5 protein-coding genes and 2 pseudogenes are annotated in these 22,574 nt (G+C 60.3%); 2 read left to right on the top strand and 5 right to left on the bottom strand.

Annotated features, from left to right (window positions below; genetic code table 11):
- From BFR47_RS13495 to BFR47_RS13475, 5 genes and pseudogenes are all read right to left on the bottom strand, one after another.
- The gene (locus BFR47_RS13495; protein ID WP_071473555.1) at positions 1-15,447 is read right to left on the bottom strand and encodes a pentapeptide repeat-containing protein; all 15,447 of its coding nucleotides are present in this window, start codon (positions 15,445-15,447) and stop codon (positions 1-3) included.
- 102 nt (positions 15,448-15,549) lie between these two features.
- Complete coding sequence (locus tag BFR47_RS18790; protein ID WP_083399149.1) at positions 15,550-16,728, bottom strand: TolC family outer membrane protein; 1,179 nt, start codon at positions 16,726-16,728, stop codon at positions 15,550-15,552.
- A gap of 356 nt (positions 16,729-17,084) precedes the next feature.
- Positions 17,085-17,312: pseudogene (locus BFR47_RS18785) on the bottom strand (AMIN domain-containing protein); the annotation flags it as partial.
- Between the two features lie 885 nt (positions 17,313-18,197).
- Positions 18,198-18,707: an invasion associated locus B family protein gene (locus BFR47_RS13480; protein WP_071473552.1), complete on the bottom strand. Its 510-nt coding sequence runs from the start codon at positions 18,705-18,707 to the stop codon at positions 18,198-18,200.
- Between the two features lie 553 nt (positions 18,708-19,260).
- Positions 19,261-20,598, bottom strand: coding sequence for an esterase-like activity of phytase family protein (locus BFR47_RS13475; protein ID WP_071473551.1), 1,338 nt, complete (start codon positions 20,596-20,598; stop codon positions 19,261-19,263).
- Between the two features lie 368 nt (positions 20,599-20,966).
- Between BFR47_RS13475 and BFR47_RS17590 the strand changes: the two genes are divergently transcribed.
- Together BFR47_RS17590 and BFR47_RS17845 are read left to right on the top strand one after the other, a co-directional pair.
- Positions 20,967-22,184: a RelA/SpoT domain-containing protein gene (locus BFR47_RS17590; RefSeq protein WP_217645556.1), complete on the top strand. Its 1,218-nt coding sequence runs from the start codon at positions 20,967-20,969 to the stop codon at positions 22,182-22,184.
- Positions 22,185-22,432: 248 nt separating this feature from the next.
- A pseudogene (locus tag BFR47_RS17845) lies at positions 22,433-22,574 on the top strand (IS630 family transposase); the annotation flags it as partial.

Here is a 22,574-nt window from a genome sequence, read left to right as displayed (position 1 = left end):
TCATGTCCCGGTAGAGTGCGCCGAAGGGCGAGCCCCCAGGTTGGTGCCATCCACGCTGACGGTGACCCCCTGGCCGCGCAGCAGGTTGCCATCGAAGCTGATCAGGAAGCCGCCGTTATCGCTGTCGTCCACCACCAGGATGCCACTGTATCCGCCGCCCATGGCGGTATTGAGCCTGGTTTGCAACTCTTCAGCCGTGATATTCCAGGCAAGGCCGGTCAGGGTTTTGGTGGCCGAGCCATAGCCGAAGCTCATATCGAAGGTGCCACTGGTCGCCGCCACCAGCATGACCCGGGCCTGGTTGACCACGCCCGGGGATTTGCTCACCACCACCGGCACGGCCACCACCGCCCCCGCGTGGGTCAGGCCGCCGTCATCCGCTTCGAGCAACGAAATACCACGGCCGGCCAGGGAGCCGGTAAATTCGATGTGCCAGCCATCCTGGGGCCTGGCGTCGTTATGCAGGGTAACATTGACATCGGCCCCCGCTATTGCCCTGGTTCCACTGGTCAGGGCGGTACGCAATGCCGTTGCCACCGTGGCGGCATCGGCGTTCCAGGCGATGTCGCCGGTGCGGTAGTCCTTGCCGTCGATGTTCGCGCTCAGGGTGAAGCTGCCACCCGAGCCGGAAGGAATGCTGACCCACTGAATCTCGTTCAGCGCACCGAGGGGGCCGCCATCGGCGTCGGCACGCAACTGCTGAACCTCCAGGCTCAGCGACTTGCCGTCAAAACCGGCCCCTCTGACCACAATCTTCCAGCCCTGGGTCGGGTCCTCGGCATCGACCTGTTCGACACTCACTGTGCCTCGCAGCGCCGTTGGGCCATACAGCAGCGCCTCTGCGATATAGGCCTTGACCGTGGCGGCATCGTAGCCACGCGCCAGTGACTGGGTATGGTAGTCCACCCCGGCAACGTTGAAGTGCAGACGGAAGGCGTCATCGTTATCGGCGGTGAGGGTCCAGGCATCGGCTGTCGTGCCGGTGCCGCCGATATCGAAACCGGTGGTCACGGCCGTCTCGTCCCAGATCAGGGCAACGCTCTCGCCGTCCTGCAGGGTCAGCACGGACACCGCAGAACCGAGATAATGACGGCCATCGCCCTGCCCGGCCGCGCCGGCGGGATCGTCGCCCAGATAGAGGCCGGCCTGAGCCAGGATATCCGCGGTGCCCCCCTTGACGTCGAGCGAGAACAGCCCCAGCGAGGCATTGAACGCCAGCGCGGTTCCGTTGACCTCCATCCCCAGACGGGCAAAGGTACCGGTATCGTCATCGAGATTGTCGGTGGTGCCGCCATCGAAGTAGTCGTAAACGAACATGGCGCCGGACGCGAGGTCCAGCCCGAGCGCGATATTGACCATGGCCGAAGACTGCAGTGTGACCAGAGCACTGCCTCCCACATCGACAATGCTGCCGACGGAACCCATCAGATCCTGCAGCGTCGACCCGCCAATCAGCTCACCGAGCGTCGCCAGATCGATGGAGATCGGATAGCTCTTGTCGAGCAGGTTGATCTCGTAGGGAATATTGAGCATCACCGCATTGGAGGTGGCATCGTACTCCAGGCTGACACCGAACACCTCGGGACGGGTCGGGTCATAGATGGGCAGACCGAAACTGTCGGCCAGCACTGCCTGCAGCTGCCCCACCCCCGTCGCCGGATTATTGCCCACCTCCTCGATGGCGCGCGCCAGCTCCACCGCGATATCGAACATGTCGTTGACACTGAGATCGATAACCGGAATGTCCTGATCCAGGAAACTGAAGGTTTCAAACTGGCTGAGCAGGTTCGACGCCATGCGCAGCCCTTCGATGACCTGCAGCCAGGACAGATCGCCGAAACCGGTCAGCGCATCGGCACCGATCACCCGGATATCGACCGCCTCCGATAACGACAGGGCTCCCTGCCAGACATCGATGATCGGCAGGCTGATGTCGATACGAGGGTCCACATCCGGCGGCAACAGATTCAGGCCCCCCGCATCGAGGCTGATGCCATCGATAACCAACCTGGCCATCGGCTGACTGCCGATGGTGTAGTTGCTGTCGCTGAAGGTGACCGGGCTCATGTACTCGCCGATCAGGCGCCGGCCTTCGACCCGGACACTGGCGACCGCCGGTGCAATGAACTGCAGCGCCCCGGCCACGGTGGTGGTGGATGTTTTGGTATTGACGTTATAGAGCACCAGGTCACCGGCCGTCACCCAGCTATGAGACTTGAGCTCAGCCAGCTGGTCAGCACTCAGCTGGTCGCTGTTTGCACTATTCCATCGATCGATTGCCGTCTCGATGGCCGTGTTCAGGTCGTCGGCCAGGTCCGCTACGCTGGTGTTGGTCAGCGTCGAGGACGCCAGCAGTTTCACATCCAGCTCTATCGCCTGGCCGTCATTGAGCGTATCACCGTTCAGGGTGATGCTCAGGCCCAGATCCTCCGTCAGTACCCCCGGCTCTTCTGTTCGGGGGGCCGCGATCAGCGTTTCGCTGCCACCGGCATTCAGTACCACCTCACCCCGCATTCCCAGCAGGCTGTCCTTCAGGGTCGCGGCATCGATCAGCTCATCCAGATAGACCCGTCCACCCGGATTGCCATCGGCGCCATCCAGCAGACGCACGTTCACGCCGGCATCGATCTGCGCCAGCATGTTGTCCATCGACAGGTCGACAAAACCGATGGAGGCACGGCCTTCGAACTGCTCGACACCGGCCACCAGGCGGGCACCGACCAGGGTGTCTTCGAGGAAGACCGACACCCCGCCGGCCTTGTTCAGCGAGTCGGTCACGAAGCCGAGGTGGCGCACCAGCGGATCATGATCCACGGCCGCAAACTTCAGCGAGGCAACATGCTGGCCCTGGGTATTCAGTTGCATGACCGGGGTACCATCCGGCAGCGTGCCCAGGCTGAAGCTCAAGGCCTCCCCCAGGTGACTGACCTTGGTCTGCAACGGTCCCAGCTCACCACCGGTAATGCCGGCCAATGCCGTATTGAGGGCGTTCATCAATGATTGAGGTGTATAGGTACCGGACGCAATGCCGACGGTAATGCGGTTATCACCGGTCGCCGCCGTCACGCCAGCGGAAGCCAGGTCATCGGCGCCATCGATGATCAGATCGAAGGCACTGCCGTTGGCCAGCGTCAGCGAACCTGGCAACCCGACGCTCTGCCAATCGATTGGCGTGGTCAGGCTGGTGATACCGAATACCGAAGAGAAGGCCCCGCTGGCCGCCACGCCCGCTTCGGTGATGGTCTTGCCATAGAGGGTAAAGCTCAGCTGTTCATCACCGGCTTCATCGGCGGCCAGCGCCACCTCGACGGCCTGCCCCAGATTCTGATAGCCCAGGCGACTCAGGGCACTGTTGGCATGCACGGCCACACCACTCAGCGCCGTGCGGATGTCGGCCAGCAAATCGTTCAGGTTGTTGTTGTCGTCCTGGGAGGCCGCACTGATGGTGACCCTGTAGCGGTCGCCATCGAAGTTGACATCGAAGCTGGTGTCTACGGCCGGATTGTAATCCGGGTTGGGCTTCATGATGGGCTCACCGGTATCCGGATCTGTCCCGTTCTGAACCTGCACTCTCGAATCGTAAGGCTTTGACGGATCCTGCAGGAACCGGGCGAAGCCCGTATCCACGCCTCCGGCCTTGGTACCCTGCACCTCACCCGATACCAGCACACCGCTGTCAATCTTGAAGTTTTCAGGGCGATTGAAGTCGAGGCCGATGGTGGTAGTCAAGTCGACACCACCGTTCACCGCCAGCAGGCCCGACAGTTCCAGGGAAGCCAGCGGATCCAGATCGCCGATATCCAGCCACACCGGCAACGCCAGTGCCGGCAGCGAAGGCGACAGGCTGATATCGAACATGAAATCCATCGCGATCGGATCGAACCGTGCCGCGATATTGAAGGTTTCCCCACTGGGCAGCAGCTCGTTGATGGCATCGGCCAGCACGGACGCGAAGTCTTCGAGGGTATTGAACTTGGGCCCGATTTCGGTCTGGGCTTCAGTTCCGGTGGCTGAGAAGCCCAGAGCCGAGCTGCCGTTGCCGAAGCTGGTGCTGGTGTCGACCGCCTGCAAATTGTGGAATACCAGCAGAGTCGGCAGGTTACGCTCGCCAATACTGCCCGAGAACTGAATGTCGTAGCTGAAGGCACTCGGGCCCTCTCCCGGCACCGCTACCACGGCGACGTCGGCGCCGGCAATGGCGCGCTCACCGGTGGTGAATGCCAGCTGCAGTGCCCGCTCCAGCTCCACGGCCCGTTTTTCATGCAGGCTGAGTCCGGTGATGTCGATACCGAGCCCGGTCAGCCAGGTATCCAGAGCGGTTTCATCCGGCAGAACTTCGAGCGGCTCCTGCAGGTTGTAGTAGCTGCCATCAAGCTGCATCACCAGAGAGTACATGCCGCCCGCGACGTTGTTGAACGTCAGCCTCTGGACTTCATCGCGCGCCACCTGTTCGCCGATCGCGGCACGTCCTTCCTGCAGCGTGTAGGCAACGGCCTCGGCGCCGGCGTAGGCGCGCAAGCCGCCGAAGCTGGCCGTCAGCAGCGGCACATCCAGCCTGGACAGGGTGCCGGTGAAGGTAATTTCGAAGACGTTGGTCTGCTGATCGTTTTCCAGCGCGACACTGACGCTGCCGGCCGTGTCCAGGGCATCGTTGATGGCGGTCTGAATGGTCGCCGCATCGGCGCCGGCGGCAATCGCCGCCGTGGTGAAGGTATCGCCACTGTCGAACGTCAGGGTCAGGGTATAGCTGCCGGAAGCCGCATCATTGACCGTCAGCCGCTGCACCTCGCTGAGACCGGTTACCTCGCTGCCGGTCTGAATGGCTTCAATCAGGATGCCGGCACTCGGAATGATGGCGACATAGGTGAAGTCATCCACATTGACCGGGCGAATGCTGAGCTTGCCCCAGGTCAGGCCGCCGGCCATCGGGCGCAGCTCCGAAGTACCGACCTGGATCAGGCTGGCCCGGATTTCCTGCCCTTCGATCTGTTCTGTGGTGGTTTGGGTCACGCCGCCGGTGGTCACGTTCAGCGTGACATTCAGGTTGAGTGCCTGAACCGTCTTGCCGGCCAGCTCGCCGGTAAAGAGAATATCCCAGCGCTGGCTTTCGCCCACCGGCGTCGGTGCCGCCACCACGCTGACGTTGCCGGCGCCGACGCCATCCAGTTGTTCCAGTGCCTCGAGCAGCGCCTGTTGCGCCTCGGCCATGCTCATGTTGGCAATATCGACACCGACCGCGTAGGTGCTTTGGTCGGCAAACTTGATTTCAACCACCTGAGTCACTGTTTCGCCAGCGGCGGCGGTGACCGGCGCCAGTGCGATGGACTGCAGCGGGCTCATCTGCAGCAACGGCAGATCCTGCCCTGCCAGCCGTCCGGTGAACTCGACCTGCCAGCGCTGCGACTCGCCGGTGACCTTGACATTGCCCACACCGATGTCCGGCATGGCTTGCAGTACGGCCTGAAGCTCGGCGGCAGAGGCGGTTGCCGCGAAGCGCCCGGACAGCGCGCCGTCACTGCCCAGCTGCACCCGGTAATCGCCCACGGAGGCGCCCAGCAGTATGCTCTGCACCTCGTTACGCAAATAGGCCTCCTGGACTGTCCCCATGGCAACATCGGGGGTGGTGGCATTGGACAGGTTCACCACCGCCAGCTCTGCCAGTTCCTGGCCGGCCAGAATGCCGCCGAAGCTCACCTTCCAGCTGCCCGTGGCCACCTGACGCACCGCAATCTCGAGACCGTCGATGTCGCCCAGACGGCTGGCACCGGAGGTGGCATTGAGCAGGGCGGCCCGCAGGGCAGACGCCGTGATATCGCTGGAGAGCGTACCCGACGGGGTAACACCAGTCGTCCAGGTCTTGCCCCCATAACTCCAGCTCAGATCGAAAGTTGCCGGCGTCGCCGGATCGGCACTGACGCTGACCGTCTGAACTTCACCCGAGGCGTTTTGCCCCGGCGTCAGTTCGGCGATGGTGACGCCACGGCTTTCCCCGGCGGGGACATAGGTGCCGTTTTTCAGGTTGCCGTAGTACACCGTCATGTCCGGAATGTCCTGGTTGGCCAAGTCACCCTTGAACTCGATCAGGAACTTGGGCGCAGAACCATAGTTTGCCTTCTTGCCGGTGGGATCCAGCGGGTCTTTCTGCGGGAAAGTCACCTTCACATTGCCGACGCCCGCAATTTTCTCCAGCGCCTGCTGAATCATCTTGCCCTGCAGGGTGCCGGTGGGATCCGCAATATAGCGAATGGGGTCCGTGGTCTGCCCCATCAGCTGCAATTCGAAGGTACCGGCCGCATACCCCGTGAAGGTCAGCACCTTCACTTCGCCGCCACCGGTGGTATGGGCCTCGGTTTCGGTAACCGATGAGGTCGCCGTCGACGACACGCTCATGCTGTAGCTGAAGTCGTCGGCCGTATAGGCCCGGCCCGACACGGCACCGGCAAATTCGATGCGGAAGCCTTCGCCGCGACTGCCGGTCACCCGTATGTTGTCGGCAACGGTCCCTACCGCGGTGGCCATGGTCCCGGCCAGGGCGGATGCGATGTCGGGATCGCTCATGGCCGCGGTGATGGCCAGGGTCTCGGCCGCTTTCCCCTTGTACGACAGCGACAGGGTGCCGGTCGCGGTGCCCAGCTCGACGCGCAACGTGGCATTGACCGGTTCACCACCGGCCTGTTGTTCGCTCACGCTGGCCGCCGTTCCCGTCACCGCCGTGCTGCTGGCGCTGCCGGTATCGGTAGCGGTAGTATCGGTCGTCGTGGTATCGCTGACCCACTGCGGCAGGCTGTCCTGCAACTGCAAGGCGCCATCGGTGGCTTGCGAAATACGGCCACTGATGTAGTCCGCCAGCTCGTTGATATGGGTAAAGCTCTGGGTATCGGCCTGCCACAGGGTCACGGTATAACTGCTGGCAACCAGGTCTCCCGGGCGCTGCAACACCAGATCGAAGGCCAGATCATCGCTCAGGCGCGGTGACACCGGCTGCTCGCTGGTCAGGTCGAAGCTGAGCACGCCCTGCAGCTTCTCGTTCAGCACCTTGGTCCAGCCGTAGGCGAAGTCGAACGCATCGCCGAGATCGGTACCGGTAAACGGAATCGGGATCTGGAAGGCCTCGGAGTCGCGGAACTGGTCGAGGAAGTCCCCGATATTGACCAGCATCTGCACCATCATGGCCGGTGTCATGTTCGACAGGCTGGCCAGATTGGTCAGGTTTTTCTTTTTGATGACCGGGTCGGTATCTGCGATCAGGTCGAAGTCAATCGGCAACGCCGCGCTGCCCCAGTACACCTCGATGCTGGGGTTTTCGCCACCGGTCAGCTTGGTCAGATCGCCGCCGAACAGCTTGGCCTTGAGCGGGAAGTCGGCCTCGGCCCAGACTGTTGCCGAGGCGTCAATCAAATCTGAAAGACTCGCGGCGGCAGCGAAGTCGGACAGCGATACCCGCTGACCGACGGCCGCAGCGGTGGCACTGTTCTTGACCGTGACACCGGCATCGGCCACAAAGTGAACGCTGCCATTGTCGATCTCGGCATCCAGCACGCCCAGTGACACGGCGGCGTTGAAGCTGTCGGTGCCGGCCACCACCTGGGCGGAAATATCCCGGGCCTGGAAGAAATAACTGTCGCCGGTCGTCAGGTCCGCCAGGCTGTCGAACGCCAGGCCGAAGGACAGATCCAGATTCAGCAAGGCATTCAGATCCAGGGTGCCGTCGCCCTTGAGCGCAAAACCCAGCTCGTCCAGCCCGGTGCCCAGATTGAACGGCAGCGAGAGCGCCTTGCCCAGATTCAATCCCAGATCCAGAGACAGACCACGGCTGCCGCCCTGCTGGGCGGTGGTGACCCGCGCCTGCCCGCCGGTCAGGTTGCTGCTGTCGGCCCGCAGCTGAACGACGTTGGTCGCCGCCCAGTTGCCGGCGAAGGCAATGGCCAGCACACCGTTGCCCTCATCGGTCACTGTCAGCTTGGTGGTGTCGTCAAAGAGGGCACCCAGCGCTTCTCTCAGTGCGGTTTGCACGGCATCGGCATCGGCATTGTATGCAATAGCATCGGTGGTGTAGTCCGCTCCGCCCTGCCTGAAGTTCAGGGTATAGCTGCCACCGGTCGCATCGATACTGAGGTGCTGGATCTCATTCTGATCATCAAGAAACAGACCACCACCTATGGTGAAGGGCCCCTGTGCGGATTCCCCATACTGGCTCGGCAACAGGGATTCGAGGTCGGAATAGAACCCGGTCGCGCCCAGGAAGTCGCGCAGCCAGTCGATCAGGCCGCTGTAGGTAGGGTCATCGGCATTCGCATAGTAATCTGCCAGCACGCTGGTGCGAACCTCGTTGCCATCGGCATCCAGGTCCACGCGCTGGAACGAGAGCAGATCGCCCAGGGTGCGCCCGTCTTCGCTCTTGAGCAGGTTGCCCAGGCTGGTGTCCAGGAACGGCAGTATCGCATCAAGAAAATCGGAACCATCGAGTGCACTGCCGACCGAGGCCACCTCGGCGAACAGATCTGCGAGGTTGATACGCACCGCTTGCGCATCGATGCTGACATCGAAGAAATAGTCGGGCACGAAGGCGCCGTTGACGATGTTGGAGCCGATGGTCAGCACCGGGTTGCCCCAGTCGGTGACGTTGAAGCCGCCCAGGTCGCCACCCAATACGAAACGGCCATCCAGCGCCATCGCCGGCGTCAGGTCGAACACAGTATCGAAACCGGCGGCACTCAGGTCGCTCAGGGTAATGCGCCCCTTGCCATCGGTGTTATCCGGATCTTCGGCGGTGATGCTGGCCGCCACCCGCACGCTGAGCTCACCCTCCGTAATGCTGGCTCCGGCAAAGCCGGTCGTACCAAGGGCGGCCTGAATATTAAACAGTTCCAGCGCCACACCGGTATCGAAGCGGTTGAGGTTGAAGAAGATATCGGAATCACCCGGCTCCGGCAGCGGGATGTCGCCCACCGGCGTGGAGCCGGTACGGGTGGCTAGCGCGATACCGGCATCCAGATCCAGCGCCAAGGCAAAACGCGCCAGGCCATCGGCCCCCAGCGTCAGTACATCACCCAGCGCGAAGTCGAAGCCGAAACTGAGCATCTGATCGATGTTGCTGACCAGATTGAAGCCGAGGATCACCTCGCTGCCGCTGGTATCGAACATCGGGCTGATGGCGATACGCGGACCGTCCAGCGGCTCGCCGAACACGCTGTCCAGCACCGCCTGATCCATCTCCAGACCGGCGATGAACTCGGCGCTGGCACTGCCGAAGCGGGTCAGACCATCATAGAAGGCGCCGGTCGCTGTACCGATATAGCTGCCAATATCCAGCGCCGCGCCCAGCAGGCGGGCACCGTCCAGGTTGAGCTGGTATCCGCCATCGACGGTCAGCCCATTCCAGTTACCCAGCGACAGATCCAGGCCGGAGAAGTTCCAGTCCACGCCGATGTTCGGCAGGCGCATGCCGCTGAAATCGGCGCCACGGAAGCTGCCGAACTGGAACAGGGTACTGCTGAGACCGGTCAGCGCGGACAGATCGAGACCGGAGAAGTCGACCCAGCCGAAATCCAGGGGGGTTAAGCTGCCAGAGGTGGTCCAGGCGCTATTGATATTGGTGAGGAAGTCACCGATACCGCTGACACCGGTCAGATTGATACCAACGAAGTCGGCACCGGTCAGCGACCAGGTGATATCGCTGCTGAAGCTGAAATCACCGAAGTCCACGTTGCGGAAGCTGCCGGACAGGGTGCCGCTGGGCAGCGTCACCTTTGACCAGCGCGAGCCGGTCCAGTCCACCGCGCCGAAGGTGGCGCCGGTAAGGTTCACACCGGTCAGCATCGACCAGCTCAGCTTCAGGTCGCCCAGATTAATGCCGCCGAAGTCCAGCCCGCTCAGGTCCCAGCCGGAGAAGTCGAAACCGCTCAGGTCGATGCCGCTGGCCCAGGTGGTCGCACTGCCGGTAGTAGCACTTGGTAGGGAACCATCGAATATCTTCGACAGCATGCCGCCGATATCCGCCAGGGTGCCGGTGACACCGCTCCAGTCCACATCCAGCGCCAGAGCTCGCGACAGGTTTACACCTTGCAGGTTAGCGCCGTTGAAGCGCACATCACGCAGGTTGGTGCCGGACAGATCGAAGCCGCTCAGGTTGATGCCGGATAAGTCGATGCCGGACAGATCCCAGCCGCTCCAGTCCTTGTCGGTCCAGCCGGACAGATCAAGGCCACTGCCGAGGCGCAACACGCTTGAGGCCAGAGAGCCAAACAGGCTGCGCAGATCGGTATCCACGATCAGACCGGTCAGCTTGGTGTTGGCGTCAAAGCGCAGGTCGCCGGCGAACCAGCTGGACCAGTCCACGTCCAGTGCCAGCGCAAAGGACAGATCGGCACCGGACAGGTTGGACCCGACCAGATCGGCCCAGCGCAGGTTGGCGCCACTGAAGTTGGCACCGCTCAGGTTGGCACCGCTCAGGTTGATGCGAGACAGATCGAGGCCGGTGAACAGGGCCCCGCGCAGATCGGCGCCGGAGAAGTTCAGCCCGCGCAGGTCGACGTTGCTCCAGTCGATGCCGGTCAGAGTGGCACCATCAAAGGTGGCGTTACGCAGCAGGCTGGCACCGTCGAACAGGGCGCCGGCCAGGTTGGCGCCGCTGAAGTCCACACCGGACAGGTCCAGGCCACGGAAGTCGGCACCGGCCAGGTTGGCACCGCTGAAATCGAAATTGCGCAGGGTATCGATGCCCAGCTTGCCGAAGTCGAAGCCGGCCAGATCAAAGCCACTCCAGTCCATCTGACTGGTGGTAAAGGGAATGCTCAGATCACGGGACAGCGCCAGGTTCAGCGACTCAACCAGACCCGATAGGGACGGAAAGTCATTGGTGGTATAGCCGAAGTCGTTCAGGTAGGCCGACGCCGCATCCTGCAGCTTGAACACGTCGATGCTGGCGCCATCACCGGCGTCACTGTCGAAGCCCAGCAGTTCGTTGACACTTTTATCCAGCCCCGGGATCTTGCCGTTCAGCACCGGGTTGTCGAGTGCCGCGTTACCGGTCTCGTCGATGCTGCCCAGCAGGTCGAGGATGCTGTCTTTCAGGGTTTCGGTGATGCGTACATCCAGATACATCTCGGGGGTGGCGACTTGCCACTCCCCGGTGTCGGCGTTTCGGGAGATCAACTCCGGCGCCCGGAAGATCAGGGTCGGCAGGCCGAAGTCGTTCAGGCTGAAACCGGCCCCTGCGGCATTGAGCAACAGGCTGCCACGCAGGTTGGAGGTAGTGGTCAGCCCGGCCAGGGCGTTGATGCCGCCGGCACTGGAGATATCGGTCGCCGTGATGCGGTTCAGGCCATCCGCATTGTCCGGATCGGCCAGCTCGACCTGGGCCGCAGCGCGCAGATCGATCACCCCTTCACGCACCTGAACCTCGGCCAGCCCCGCCAGAGACAGGCTGGCGTCCAGTCCGGTCAGCGCCAGCCGGGCGCCGGCATCCAGCCGGTTGAGTCGCAGCCAGGACTCGGTATCGAAGCCCCCGCCATTGGCAACCATGTCGACACCGAGATCGGTATTCAGCGCCGCGACCAGGCGGGCGACGGCGGTGGCGGCCAGCTCGAATTCGGGGGCGAGATTACCGGCCTCGACCAGCAGATCGGTGTTGTTGACGGCAAAGTCCCGCGCCACCTGCTTGTCGATGTTGACCTGCAGGTTGAACAACAGCCCCATACCGTCGGCGGAGAAGCTCAAGCCCCCCTGAAAGGCGAACAGCGGGCCGGAGGCCCCTTCGGTAAAGACGTCATCCAGCGCGAACGGCGCCATCGCGGCCTGATAGGCCGCCGCAGAGGCTTCGTTCATCGCCGTCAGGCTGTCGTACAGGGCGCCACTCAGGGCGGAGGTGACCGCATCCATAATGGCAGCCGCATCGGCCCCCGCCGCGGTGATGTCGTTGATGATCGCCGCCCGCAGGTCGGCGCCCAGCAGAGAGGCGCCGGTCAGCACGGCACCGGTCAGGTCGGCACCGGCCAGGTTCAACCCATCCAGCACGGTATCGGTCAGATCCACACCGGCCAGTGAGGCCCGTGCGAAGATGCCCTTCAGTTCCGACGGCAAGTCCGCCACACCCTCGAGAGAGGCACCGGTAAAGTCGGTGGTATCACTCAAAATAGCACCGGCCAGGGACGCCCCGTTCAGGTTGCTGCCCGCCAGTGAGGTACCACTCAGGTCGATACCGGTGAAGTCCAGGTTGCTCAGATCCACGCCGGACAGATCAAAGCCGGCCAGACTGGTGCCTTCGGCCAGCAACAGCAGTGCCGAGTTCAAGCCTGTGGTTGCCAGATCCGAGGTATCCACGCTGTCGGCAAACGCCAGCGCGTCTGGGGCCACGCCCAGGGCGGCATCAAACTGTGCCCCGTAAATGAAGGCCCTGGCGAGCACGGCATTGGTCAGCTCGGCTCCCTGCAGGTTGCTGCCCTGCAAATTGGCGCCGGTCAGGTTGGCGCCGGTCAGTATCACATTGCTCAGGTCGAGCCCGGACAGATCGACCCCGGAAAGATCGAAGCCGGACAGGTCGGCACCGGCGGAAGCCGTCAGGTCGACGATATCGGCCATGCCCTCGGCCGCTTGCAGTTCGGCGGCGGCGCTGCCGGAGAAGATCGCATTCTGCACCCGGGTGGTGGTGCTCACCAGAGAGCGGGCAAAGTTGGCCGCCACCAGCGAGGCCGCGGTCAGATCGGCGCCGCTCAGATCGGCTGCCGTAAACACCGCCCCCCGCAGATCCAGGCCGGCGAGCATGGCACCAAACAGGTTGGCGGAAGAGAAGTTGGCCTGGCGGGCCACCGCCTTGCCGCTGGTGTCGCTGAACACGGCGCCGCCGAGGTTGGCGCCTGCGAAGTTGGCGCCGGTCAGATCCGCGCCGACAAAATTGGCGTTACGCAGATCCGCGCCACCGAAGTCGAACCCGCTCAAATCCAGCCCGCCGAAGTCGGTATAGGCCAGCATGGCCCCGCTCCAGTCTGCCTGGGCGGAATCGAACGGCATGGCGGCGGCCGACAACAGATATTGATTCAGCGCATCGACCAGCCCTCCGACCGTCGCCGTGTCAGTCCCCGTATTCAGCGTGGTGGTCGCATAATAGGCCTCTGCCGCCTCCTTCAGGTTGAAGATGCGATTCAGGGTGTTTTCGCTGCTGTCATCGGCGGAGAACAGATCGGCCAGGGAAGCCCCCAGGCCCGGCAGTGTGGTGGTGAAGAAGCTGTTATTCAGTACGAAGTCGCCACTGTCTTTCAGGCGGTCCAGCGCGGTCAGAATGTCGGCGGCCAACGTCGCGTTGAGTTCGATATCGAAACTGACATCGGGCCGGCTCACCAGCAGAATGTCCTGCTGATAGACAAACAGCCGGTCGGTTGCCAGCACCAGACGCGGGGTGCCCAACGAAGACAGATCGTAGCTGCCAAGCCGGGCCGAGAGCGGCAGATCCGCCTCCAGAGAGCCGCTGCTCCAGCGGTTCAGCTCCGGCACCGCGCCGAGGGTGACTCGCTGTTGGCTGTCCAGCGATGCCGGATCGATGGCGAAACCGGCCTCGGCCGCCAGAGCCAGCCGTCCTCCGGTCACGCCAATGCTGCCCGCGCCCGAGCCGAACACCGTCTCGCTCAGTCCAACATTCAGGGCCAGGTCATCGGCACTGGCCGACACTCCCAGGTTGAACGGCAACATGCGGATGAATCCGAGATCGGCCGCATCGGTCGGGTTCAGCGAACTCAGCTCATCGAGCCTGACGCCCATGGAAACGGCGCCTTCCAGCCGGGCTTGCAGCTCGATGTTGGAGAACGCCGACAGCGTCAGCCCCGCCTGGGCGAGATCGTCGGTCAGACTTTCGTCCAGCTCCGGTGTCAGTGTCAGACTCCGGGTGGCATCGAACAACAGATCCAGCCTGAGTTCCGACCAGTCGTGCACACCGGCTGCCACCGAGAACAACTCACCCGATACCAGCCCGTTCAACTCGGCCGCCACCGCATCGGCCAGGTCACCCAGGTTGGTCAGGCCGGTCAGGGTGTCGTTGCTGACGGTGAGCAAGTCATTCAGGAAGGTGGTGGCCGCGCCTTCTGCCGTGGACAGCTGGTTTTCACTGAACCCCTGCGCCAGCAGGCCGCCGACCGACATGCCCAGCAGGGGCAGTTCGGCCGACAGAACGGAATCGTTCAGCAGTTCGGCAATCAACTCCTCCCAACTGCCGAGACTCTGCGACAACTGGGACACCATGCTGTTGCCGAGCGAAATATGGCCGGTCAGGGATTCGATCCCGGAAAGGTTGTAGCTGCCCTGATTGCTGACATCGGTACTACGGTCTTCGTGACGGGTAACGGTCACCGGCGCAACGGCATTGAGGAATATCGCCTTGTCCTGGCCCTGGCCATCGCTCACGGACTGCAGACTGGCACCGTCCAGCAGCCGATATTCATCATTGCCCTGCCCGCCGATGATGCTGAAACCGCCGTCCGTGGCATCGAAGGTGAAGCTGTCGGTTTCATCACTGTCGGCATAGGCGACAGTGACGGTGTCACCGTCCACGGTGAACACCAGATCCCGGGTGACACCGGAGAAATCGAGTGTGTCGTTGCCACCCGCGCCGGTGGCCGCATCGCTGCCCCAGTCATCGCCAAACACGAAGCGGTCATCGGTGGCCGTACCGGTAAAATTCTCATCGGTTGAATCGGAGGTAAAGTCCGCCAGCAGCCCCTGCCAGCTACCACCATCGAGCAGCATCGACACATCGATAAGGCCCGCCCGAACTTCCAGCTCCCAGTCGCCACCGAAGGTCTCGCTACCGGTCAGGTCGTCGGATGCGGCAACATCGGCACCGGTGAGGTCGGCCAGTGCCTGCACCAGCGCCTCCCCTTCGGGAATACCGGCCACGGAGCAGCCGTAGATCAGGATATCGCCCTGATCCGACAGCGCCTCGCCCCAGCGGGCGAGCACATCACCGTATCGTTCCAGCGTCGCCTGCTCCAGCACCGTATTACCGAGGCTAATCTGGCCGTCGGCCCCGTGGGAGATCAGGTGTACCGCGTTCAGGTCCTGATAACGGGACAGCCACTGGCCAACCTGTTCGACCCCATCACTCAGACCGTCGAGAAAGACCACTTCATAGCGGCTGCTATCCAGAGCGGAGTTGGACAGTACCTGCTGGATCAGGGTGTCGGCGTTTTCCACTCCCTGGTCGACGAAAATGACCTGATCGACGAGGGTATCGGCGGCTTCCGTATCGGCCACCTCATCCACGGGACGGGCGGCGGCAACCAGACTCTTCTCGGCCTCTAGGGCGAGGTTGATCACCGGCTCCGGCGAGGGTTGTTCCGGGGCCGGCGGCACGACCATCAGGTCACCGGATAGGAGATAGCGCGGCTCCATCGGCTCGACCACACCGGTCGGCATGCGCTGTGTGACCACCACCTGGGACTCAAGAGATCGCTTGATCATGCCCTGCCACTGCCTCAGTGCACGTGCGCGCAGAGATCCCTTTCTAAAGCCTTTGATTGCACTACCCATAGTGGTGTTCTCCGTCCGGTATCTTCAGGTCGCTTACTTCTGTTCCAGCATCAGGTCCAGATCGGCCACGTCATTACGGGCCAAACTGCCGACCGCCTGTTTGAGCGTCAGGCGATTCTTCAGATACTCATAACGTGCATTCATGAAATCACGTCGAGCCGCATAGTAGCTCTGATAGGCGTCCAACACGGAAACGGAGGTTTCCACACCGGACTCGAACCCCTTGAGCCTCGTCGCCAGGCGTATCTCCTGCGCCAGGATCCCCTCACGCAGAGCCGCCAGCATGGCCGTACTGGAGACCAGGCTCGCATAGGCGGAACGCACGATACGCTCGGTTTTGCGGTATTCCCGCTCCAGTTCCTGATTGGAGCGATCCAGCCTCGCCGCCGACTCCCTGACCAGTGATGCGGTCCGGCCACCACTGTATATCGGCACATTGACGCGAATCCCCACCTCTAATTCGTTCACATCCTGGCGCGTGTCGGAAAACAGGGTGCTTTCGGAAACCTGCTGCCCCGCAGAAGCGAACAGATCCACCGTTGGCAGATGCTCGGCCCTGCGCCGGCCGATTTCCTGCCGGGCGATGTTGGTAGAAAGCCGCTGGGCCTGCAGCGCCAGATTCTGATCCAGGGCCGCCCCGACCCAGCGATCGACGCGTTCGGGGAAGGGCGCTGCCGCACGGAAGTCGGCGTTGAAGCCGTGCAGGCTTTCCACCTCCTGACCCACAATTTCCTTGACGCCGAGGCGGGCATCCTCGTACTGGAAATCGGCTTTCATCAGGCGAGCCCGCGTCAGGGCTTCCAGACTGCGCGACTCGTTATAGTCGGCCAGGCTGAGCAGGCCGCTGTTGAAACGGATTTGCGCCTGCTGCAGCTGGGCCGTGACCGCATTGTGCTCGGCCTCGGCCAGATCGCGCTCGTCCCGGGCCGCCAGCACATCCAGATAGGCGGTAGTCAGTCGCATCAGCATGTCCTGCTCCGCGGCCAGCAGCGCCAGCTTGGCCTGTTCGACCGCCACCTCCGCCTGATCGATGGCGATCAGGCTGGCACGGCGATAGACCGGCTGCGTCAGGTTCAGGGCAAGGTTGTAGCCGGGCACATTGTAATCGCCGGTCGGGATGGAGCCGGACTCGTTGACGGTCTGCCGCTTGCCGGAATGCTGGTAACTGAAGCTGAGCTGGGGGAGATAATCCGCCCTGGCCTGTGGCAGCACCTCGCTGCGCGCCTGAACTCGGCCTTGGCGGCAAGGTAGGTCGGATCCTGCCGGAGCGCCTCATCGACGAGATCCAGCAGGCGATAACGTTCGCCCGCCGGAACATCCGCCACACTGGCGTAGTGTTTGTCGTCCAGTGTGACCGAGCCGATGCTCAGCACCGGCTGACTGGTGAAATCGAACGCGGCCACATGACGCAAGGTATCGAGCTCGAACCCGGCGATCCCTTTCAGCTCATCGGGAAATCCTTCCTGCGGCTGAATCGCCGCTTGCGGCATCACCACCGTCAGGGCACCGGCATGGCGGTCGATAAAGGGAGTGACCGTGCGCGCCAGCCCGTCCGCATAGGCTGTATTCAGCGTCAGTTCCACCCGGGCGGAACCCAGCCCGCTGGCACCGTATCTGACACTCTGGATGAAGCGCTCATCGGCCGCAAAACCACTGACCAGATCGGAAACCGCCTCTGCCGGAGTGCCGGGGAAATCCACCACCAGCCTGCTGGGCGCGGTCAGATAGTAACCCCGGGCCTCTACCGATTCAGGGCCGGCCACTTCAAGTCCGAAGCCCGACCTGAGCTGGGTCATCTGCAGGGAGGCGGGAACGGCGGCTTCTTGCTGTACCGCGGCATCGGGCACCAGTATCAGATGAATGACGCTTTTTGCGGCGGCGTCGTCACTGCCAATCTGGGCATCGAGCAAATCGATTGGCATGGCCGGGGTAAAGATCAGCACCGAGCCGCCACCGGCCCGCGATTCCACCTGCGGCGTACCGAGAAACTCCGGCATGGCCGGCAGCTTCACCGCATTTTTGGCGACACCGGGCAGTTCAACCACCAGCTTGCGGCTCTGATCGACCAGCGAGACTTCGACAATCAATTCCGAATGACCGCTGAAAGACAGGTCGTACAGATTGCCCCGTTGTTCGACCTTTATCTGCTCCAGCAGTTGCAGGGAGGAGTCCACCGGCCGTTCGCGCAACAGCAGTTCCCAACTCAGACGGCTGTCGCCGTTGAGGGCCACCGTTTCGTCAATCAGGTCGACCGGCCGCATGAATTCAACCACCAGGTGATTTCGCTCACCGATGGTCTGCACATAAGCCTTGTGAAAAATGGAGGGCTGGGCCAGCAGCGCCCTGGCCTTGGCTCGCCACTGCTCAAGATCCGCGGTCGCAGACAGCGTTACAAACAACCGGAGGCCATTGGCCTGCACGTGGGTGGACTGCAGTTCACCGGGACGGGCCGTAATCAACAGGCGATGCTCGCCTGTTGCAACCTCCTGTGGGCTCACATCCTCTACACTCTGCCGGCTCACCCCTACTTCTGCGGCCTGGAGATTGTGCTCGGCCGTCAGGCCGAATACGAATACTCCACTTATCATCATTGCCAATGGCTTGAGCCTCATCTTCCCTGGAACCTCCGTTGTCATTCCTGTTTTCACATCGATTTATTTTGATTACCCGCCGGACTCAGCTCAGCGCACCTTGGCGCTGGCCTTGGTAAAGCCGGACAAGGAGAGTTCCGCCACCAGTGTCTGCTCCGACGTGAAGGGCCGGAATCCGGCTTTCATCACCTTGCCCGCCTTCATGCCGGCATACAGTTCGGAATTGAGGGGGAGCAGCGCCACACAGCCATCGCTGACGCAGGTGGTAAAGGAAAAGTGCTGTTCCCTGGAGTCGTCAATTCTGATGACGATACCGGGTCTGAGATCGACCCCGAGCGGGAATACAAGCTGCAGCACCCGCTGATCCTTCACCTTCATCACAGACGCGGCCAGCACCCGAGAACGCTTGTCGCCTTCTCCCACATAGAGTTGCTGGGACGCATGGCATTGCGGCTGCTTGCACTCAACACGCCAGTCGCCGAACACCTGGTCCTCGGCGGCGACGAGGCCCGGCGCAACTAACAGACCAATACCAAAAAAAAGGCCCAGCAGACGCCGAATACTGCGCCCCCCACGGCTATCCGAATGTTTATTCTTCATCTGTTATCTCTGACAAAATGCACAAGAATTTAAGGTTGATTGCAGGTTTGCGAGAAATAGAAAACGGCGGTAAAGCCGGTTGGTTTCGAGTTGGCCAAAACCCTAAACCCAACCGGACTCCCGCCGTTACTATGAATGCCTGCTTTCTTGATTTCGGTTTCATTCAGGGCTTATTTATTGATGCATGATCTTGCATCCAGCCTGATCCCCGTCGGCCCTGAATTCGGGTTCAACCCGCCGGTGAACTTTTAGCACATTTTATCAGCTATTTTCAATCGAATCCGGCCATTAACGCCGCAGGGATCAAACAAATCCGGGTGCGACACCTCGCTCCCACTGCCGGAGTCGGTGCCGGGTTGCGCGGGTTACCGCAGGGTATTTCCGGACTGGACTGCCACCATCGGTACCGCATGAATCTGACCGAGTGCGCTATGTTTCATGCTTGCCATCCTCACGCTGCCGCAGCCGGCTCACTGCCGTTGGCCGGCATCGCCGGACAAACAAAAAAGGCCTTGCTCGATGCAAGGCCTTTCGGCTTCCAGTTTGATGGGGCTTAACTCCGCGATGCCAGCTCCGCCAAGGGGGTGTTGAATGTCAGCTTGATAAACTCGGTGCTGTCGGGCACGCCCGGCTGGCGACCATCCTCGGTGGGGAAGTTGGTGTCGATGGCGATACCCAGGGTGTTACCATCGATGACCACCACGCACTCGATGGAGTCGAACGGCATGGTGAACTTCTTCTCTGCCAGACCGGCCAGGGGACCACCGATATCCTCAGGGTCATCAATATCCAGCAGGTCAACCAGCAGGCGCTTCTTCAAAATGCCGTTCTCGTCGGTTTCGTTGAGATTAACGATATACAGCCGCTTGATTTCGGCCTCGGCGCCGAACTTGCCGTCACGCTCAATCAGCACATAGGTATCCTTGCCGACATTGGTCATGTCACCAATCACGATATCGTTGCCGGTGGCCGGGCCATCCTTGCGATACTTGAAATTCACGCCGGTATAAAAAGCGGTTTTCGGATCGAACTGGAAGATTTCAAGCACCCGCTCGTCACCCGGCACCGGGCGCAGCGCGTCCACCACAGGTGCGGCTTCCGGAACGGCGTAGAGAAACTCGTTGTTCTCGTCAAAGGCCAGGCTTTCGAATCCGCGGCTGCTGCCATGGGTGGCGGTGGCCGGCTGAGCAAGGGCATGGGGGTGGTTGGGGCTAACCAGCACCGGATGGGGCACCGGCTCTTCCAGCAGGGTGCCGTCGGGGCCGAAGTGCAGCAGGAAAGGCCCGAACTCTTCACCCACCCAGTAGCTGCCGTCATCCGCACGGGCGATGGACTCCACATCAAAGTCGTAACCGGTCAGCAACCGCCCGGCCTTGATGTCGGCGGCGACCGGAATGCCCGAATTCTGACCCATGCCATCACCGTGGCGATAATGTTCCAGATCGGCCGTGATCAACAGATCCACACCCTGGCCATTGTTGAGGATATTGTTGCGATCATTAAAGGGGGTAAAGCTTTCGTTCTTTATCAGCCCCGGTTTGGTGGTGCCGTTACCCTGCTCCCTGAACTGCGGCCTGACCTGGTAGAAGCCAATCACGAAGTCGCCCGAGTTGCCCTTGGCGCCGAAGCCGTTGTCGGGCAGGGCGGTGAAGGTGCCGTCATGGTTGTTCAGCAGGCCCGACCATCCGGGCACGGGCTGGGTTTTGATAAAGGGTGGGGCCACGCCAAACTTGCCGCTGATAAACTGGCCTGACGTGGGGCCCGCTTCACGCGCGGACTGATCCAGCACCGCCCAGCCCGCCAGGCTGTGGGGGGCGGCGTCGGTGGCAACGACGGTGCCGCTCCAGCCGGCGAGTGCGCAAAATACCCCATGAGCAACCAGACGTTTCATTTTTGCTATTTTCATCGTAACCATAACCCTTTAACAGTGAGAAGCCGGGTGGCCAGGCTCAAGCCATAAACACAACTGTTCAGAACCTAAAATCCAGGCCACCCTGTTGCAGGGCAAACTAGCGAAGCACTGTTACTGATCCATGACTCATTGATGACACTTTTATTGGCTTGTTCACCTATTGGCTTGCTCATCGCCAGGCATTTTGCATCCCGCTTTTTCATCCTGGCCATTGCCCTTCCCCACTCCCGTCGTCAAAATAGATACATTTGAAAACCGTAATGGCAGGCAGTGGCAGCCTCAAACGCTCGGGTGGTAGCGTGGCCGAATGGCATAACAGAAATTAGCCATCTGGAATGGCTATTAATATGCAGTATTTTGTCGTCGGCCAAAAACATGCGAAAAATCACCACAAGAGATGCGAATTCGCAGAACTACAAATGTTATGTATTGGGGGAGCTATGGCAAATCAAACATATGAAAAGCAGAAAGTAATCTTACGTTATTCGAAAAAGGCAATAGACAAGGCTGCTCGCGACATCAGGCATGGCTGCGAAGGAGATACTAGAGAAGACGCTATCAATAAAATTCAAAATTATCGTGAGCTTCACGCTTATCCTTTGATGTTAATGAAAAATCATTTAGTTAGAACATCAAATCGAGTGTCAGATGATATTATTGTTGCTCGTAGATTGAAGCGCTTACCTACAATTATTAACAAGTTAGAACGCCCTTCATTAGATGGTATAAGTGACAACGCTATAAAATTAACACGCATGCAAGATATTGGAGGTTGCAGAGCTATAGTTAAGAATTTAAAACAACTCAAAGAACTTCAAGCATTATTATTAAAAAGTCGTTCAGTTCATAAAATTGTTAATATATCTGACTATTTGACTCCAAAAGAAAGTGGGTACGGAGGGGTTCATCTTGTTTATAGTTGCTTTGATGATGAAGAAGATGGTCACAATTGGAAGAAAACAAAAGTAGAAGTACAACTTAGAACTCAATTACAACATGCTTGGGCAACAAGTCTTGAGATCATTGATACACTTGAGCAAATCGAGTTAAAAACAAGCATGGGAGGTCACCCTCTTTGGCGTGAATTTTTTTCAGTTGCCGGAAAGCTTGTAGCACATGATGAAAAAGCGTATGAACTAGACAAATCGGATATGGAGCATTTAGAGGAAAGGCTTCATGAACTTGAAGTTCAGCTAGACGCAACTCGAAAACTAACAACATTTTCGGTAGGCATTCAAGCTGCAACTCACGGATTAAAGGAGCTTAAGTCGCCAAAAAATATTGGCATGTGCTTAGTGACTCTCCACTCTAACTCTTTGTCTTCAGCTAAATTTATCAGTGAGAATAGTTTTAAGATGGATGTTGGGGTTAAAACATTTAAATTAGATCAAACTCCTGAAGCCCTGAGCGAATTGAATGAATGTGAAAAAGATCCTGATATTTTAATGTGCGTATTACTTTCAGCGAAAAATGCTCAAAGCCTTAAAAAGGCATATCCAAATTACTTTGGTTCTACCGCAGACTTTAGGCGATTCATCAGAAAGCACACTCCAAAAAACACATAAAAATTCAATGTAATTCGCAACACGTAGCATTTTTGGTTTTCAATGAATTTAGTGTCTATGTTGTAATGCAGAGGGTTTTGTATTTCGTTGCTCATACGTTAATTTGGCATCAGAATGACACAATAAAATACGAACCCTCTAAATAGCTGTTCCGAATAGTAGATCACTGAAGGAAGGGAACTCAGTCCAGTTTGTGCGATCTGATCAGTCGCCAAACAAAACAAAACGACACCCAAAGGACTGAGTTCATGCCGATCTTACCACCCCTACCTCGCCCAGAGCGACGCCGAATGCACAAGATTATTCAGACTACGCGCGACAAGCAGCATGCCCGTCGAGTCATGGCCATCCTACTGCGTTATGAAGGATGCACGCTCAAGAAGATTCATA

The sequence above is a fragment of the Oceanisphaera psychrotolerans genome (genome assembly GCF_001870485.1).
GTDB classification, from domain to species: domain Bacteria; phylum Pseudomonadota; class Gammaproteobacteria; order Enterobacterales; family Aeromonadaceae; genus Oceanimonas; species Oceanimonas psychrotolerans.
This window is presented reverse-complemented; position numbering and strand designations above follow the sequence as displayed.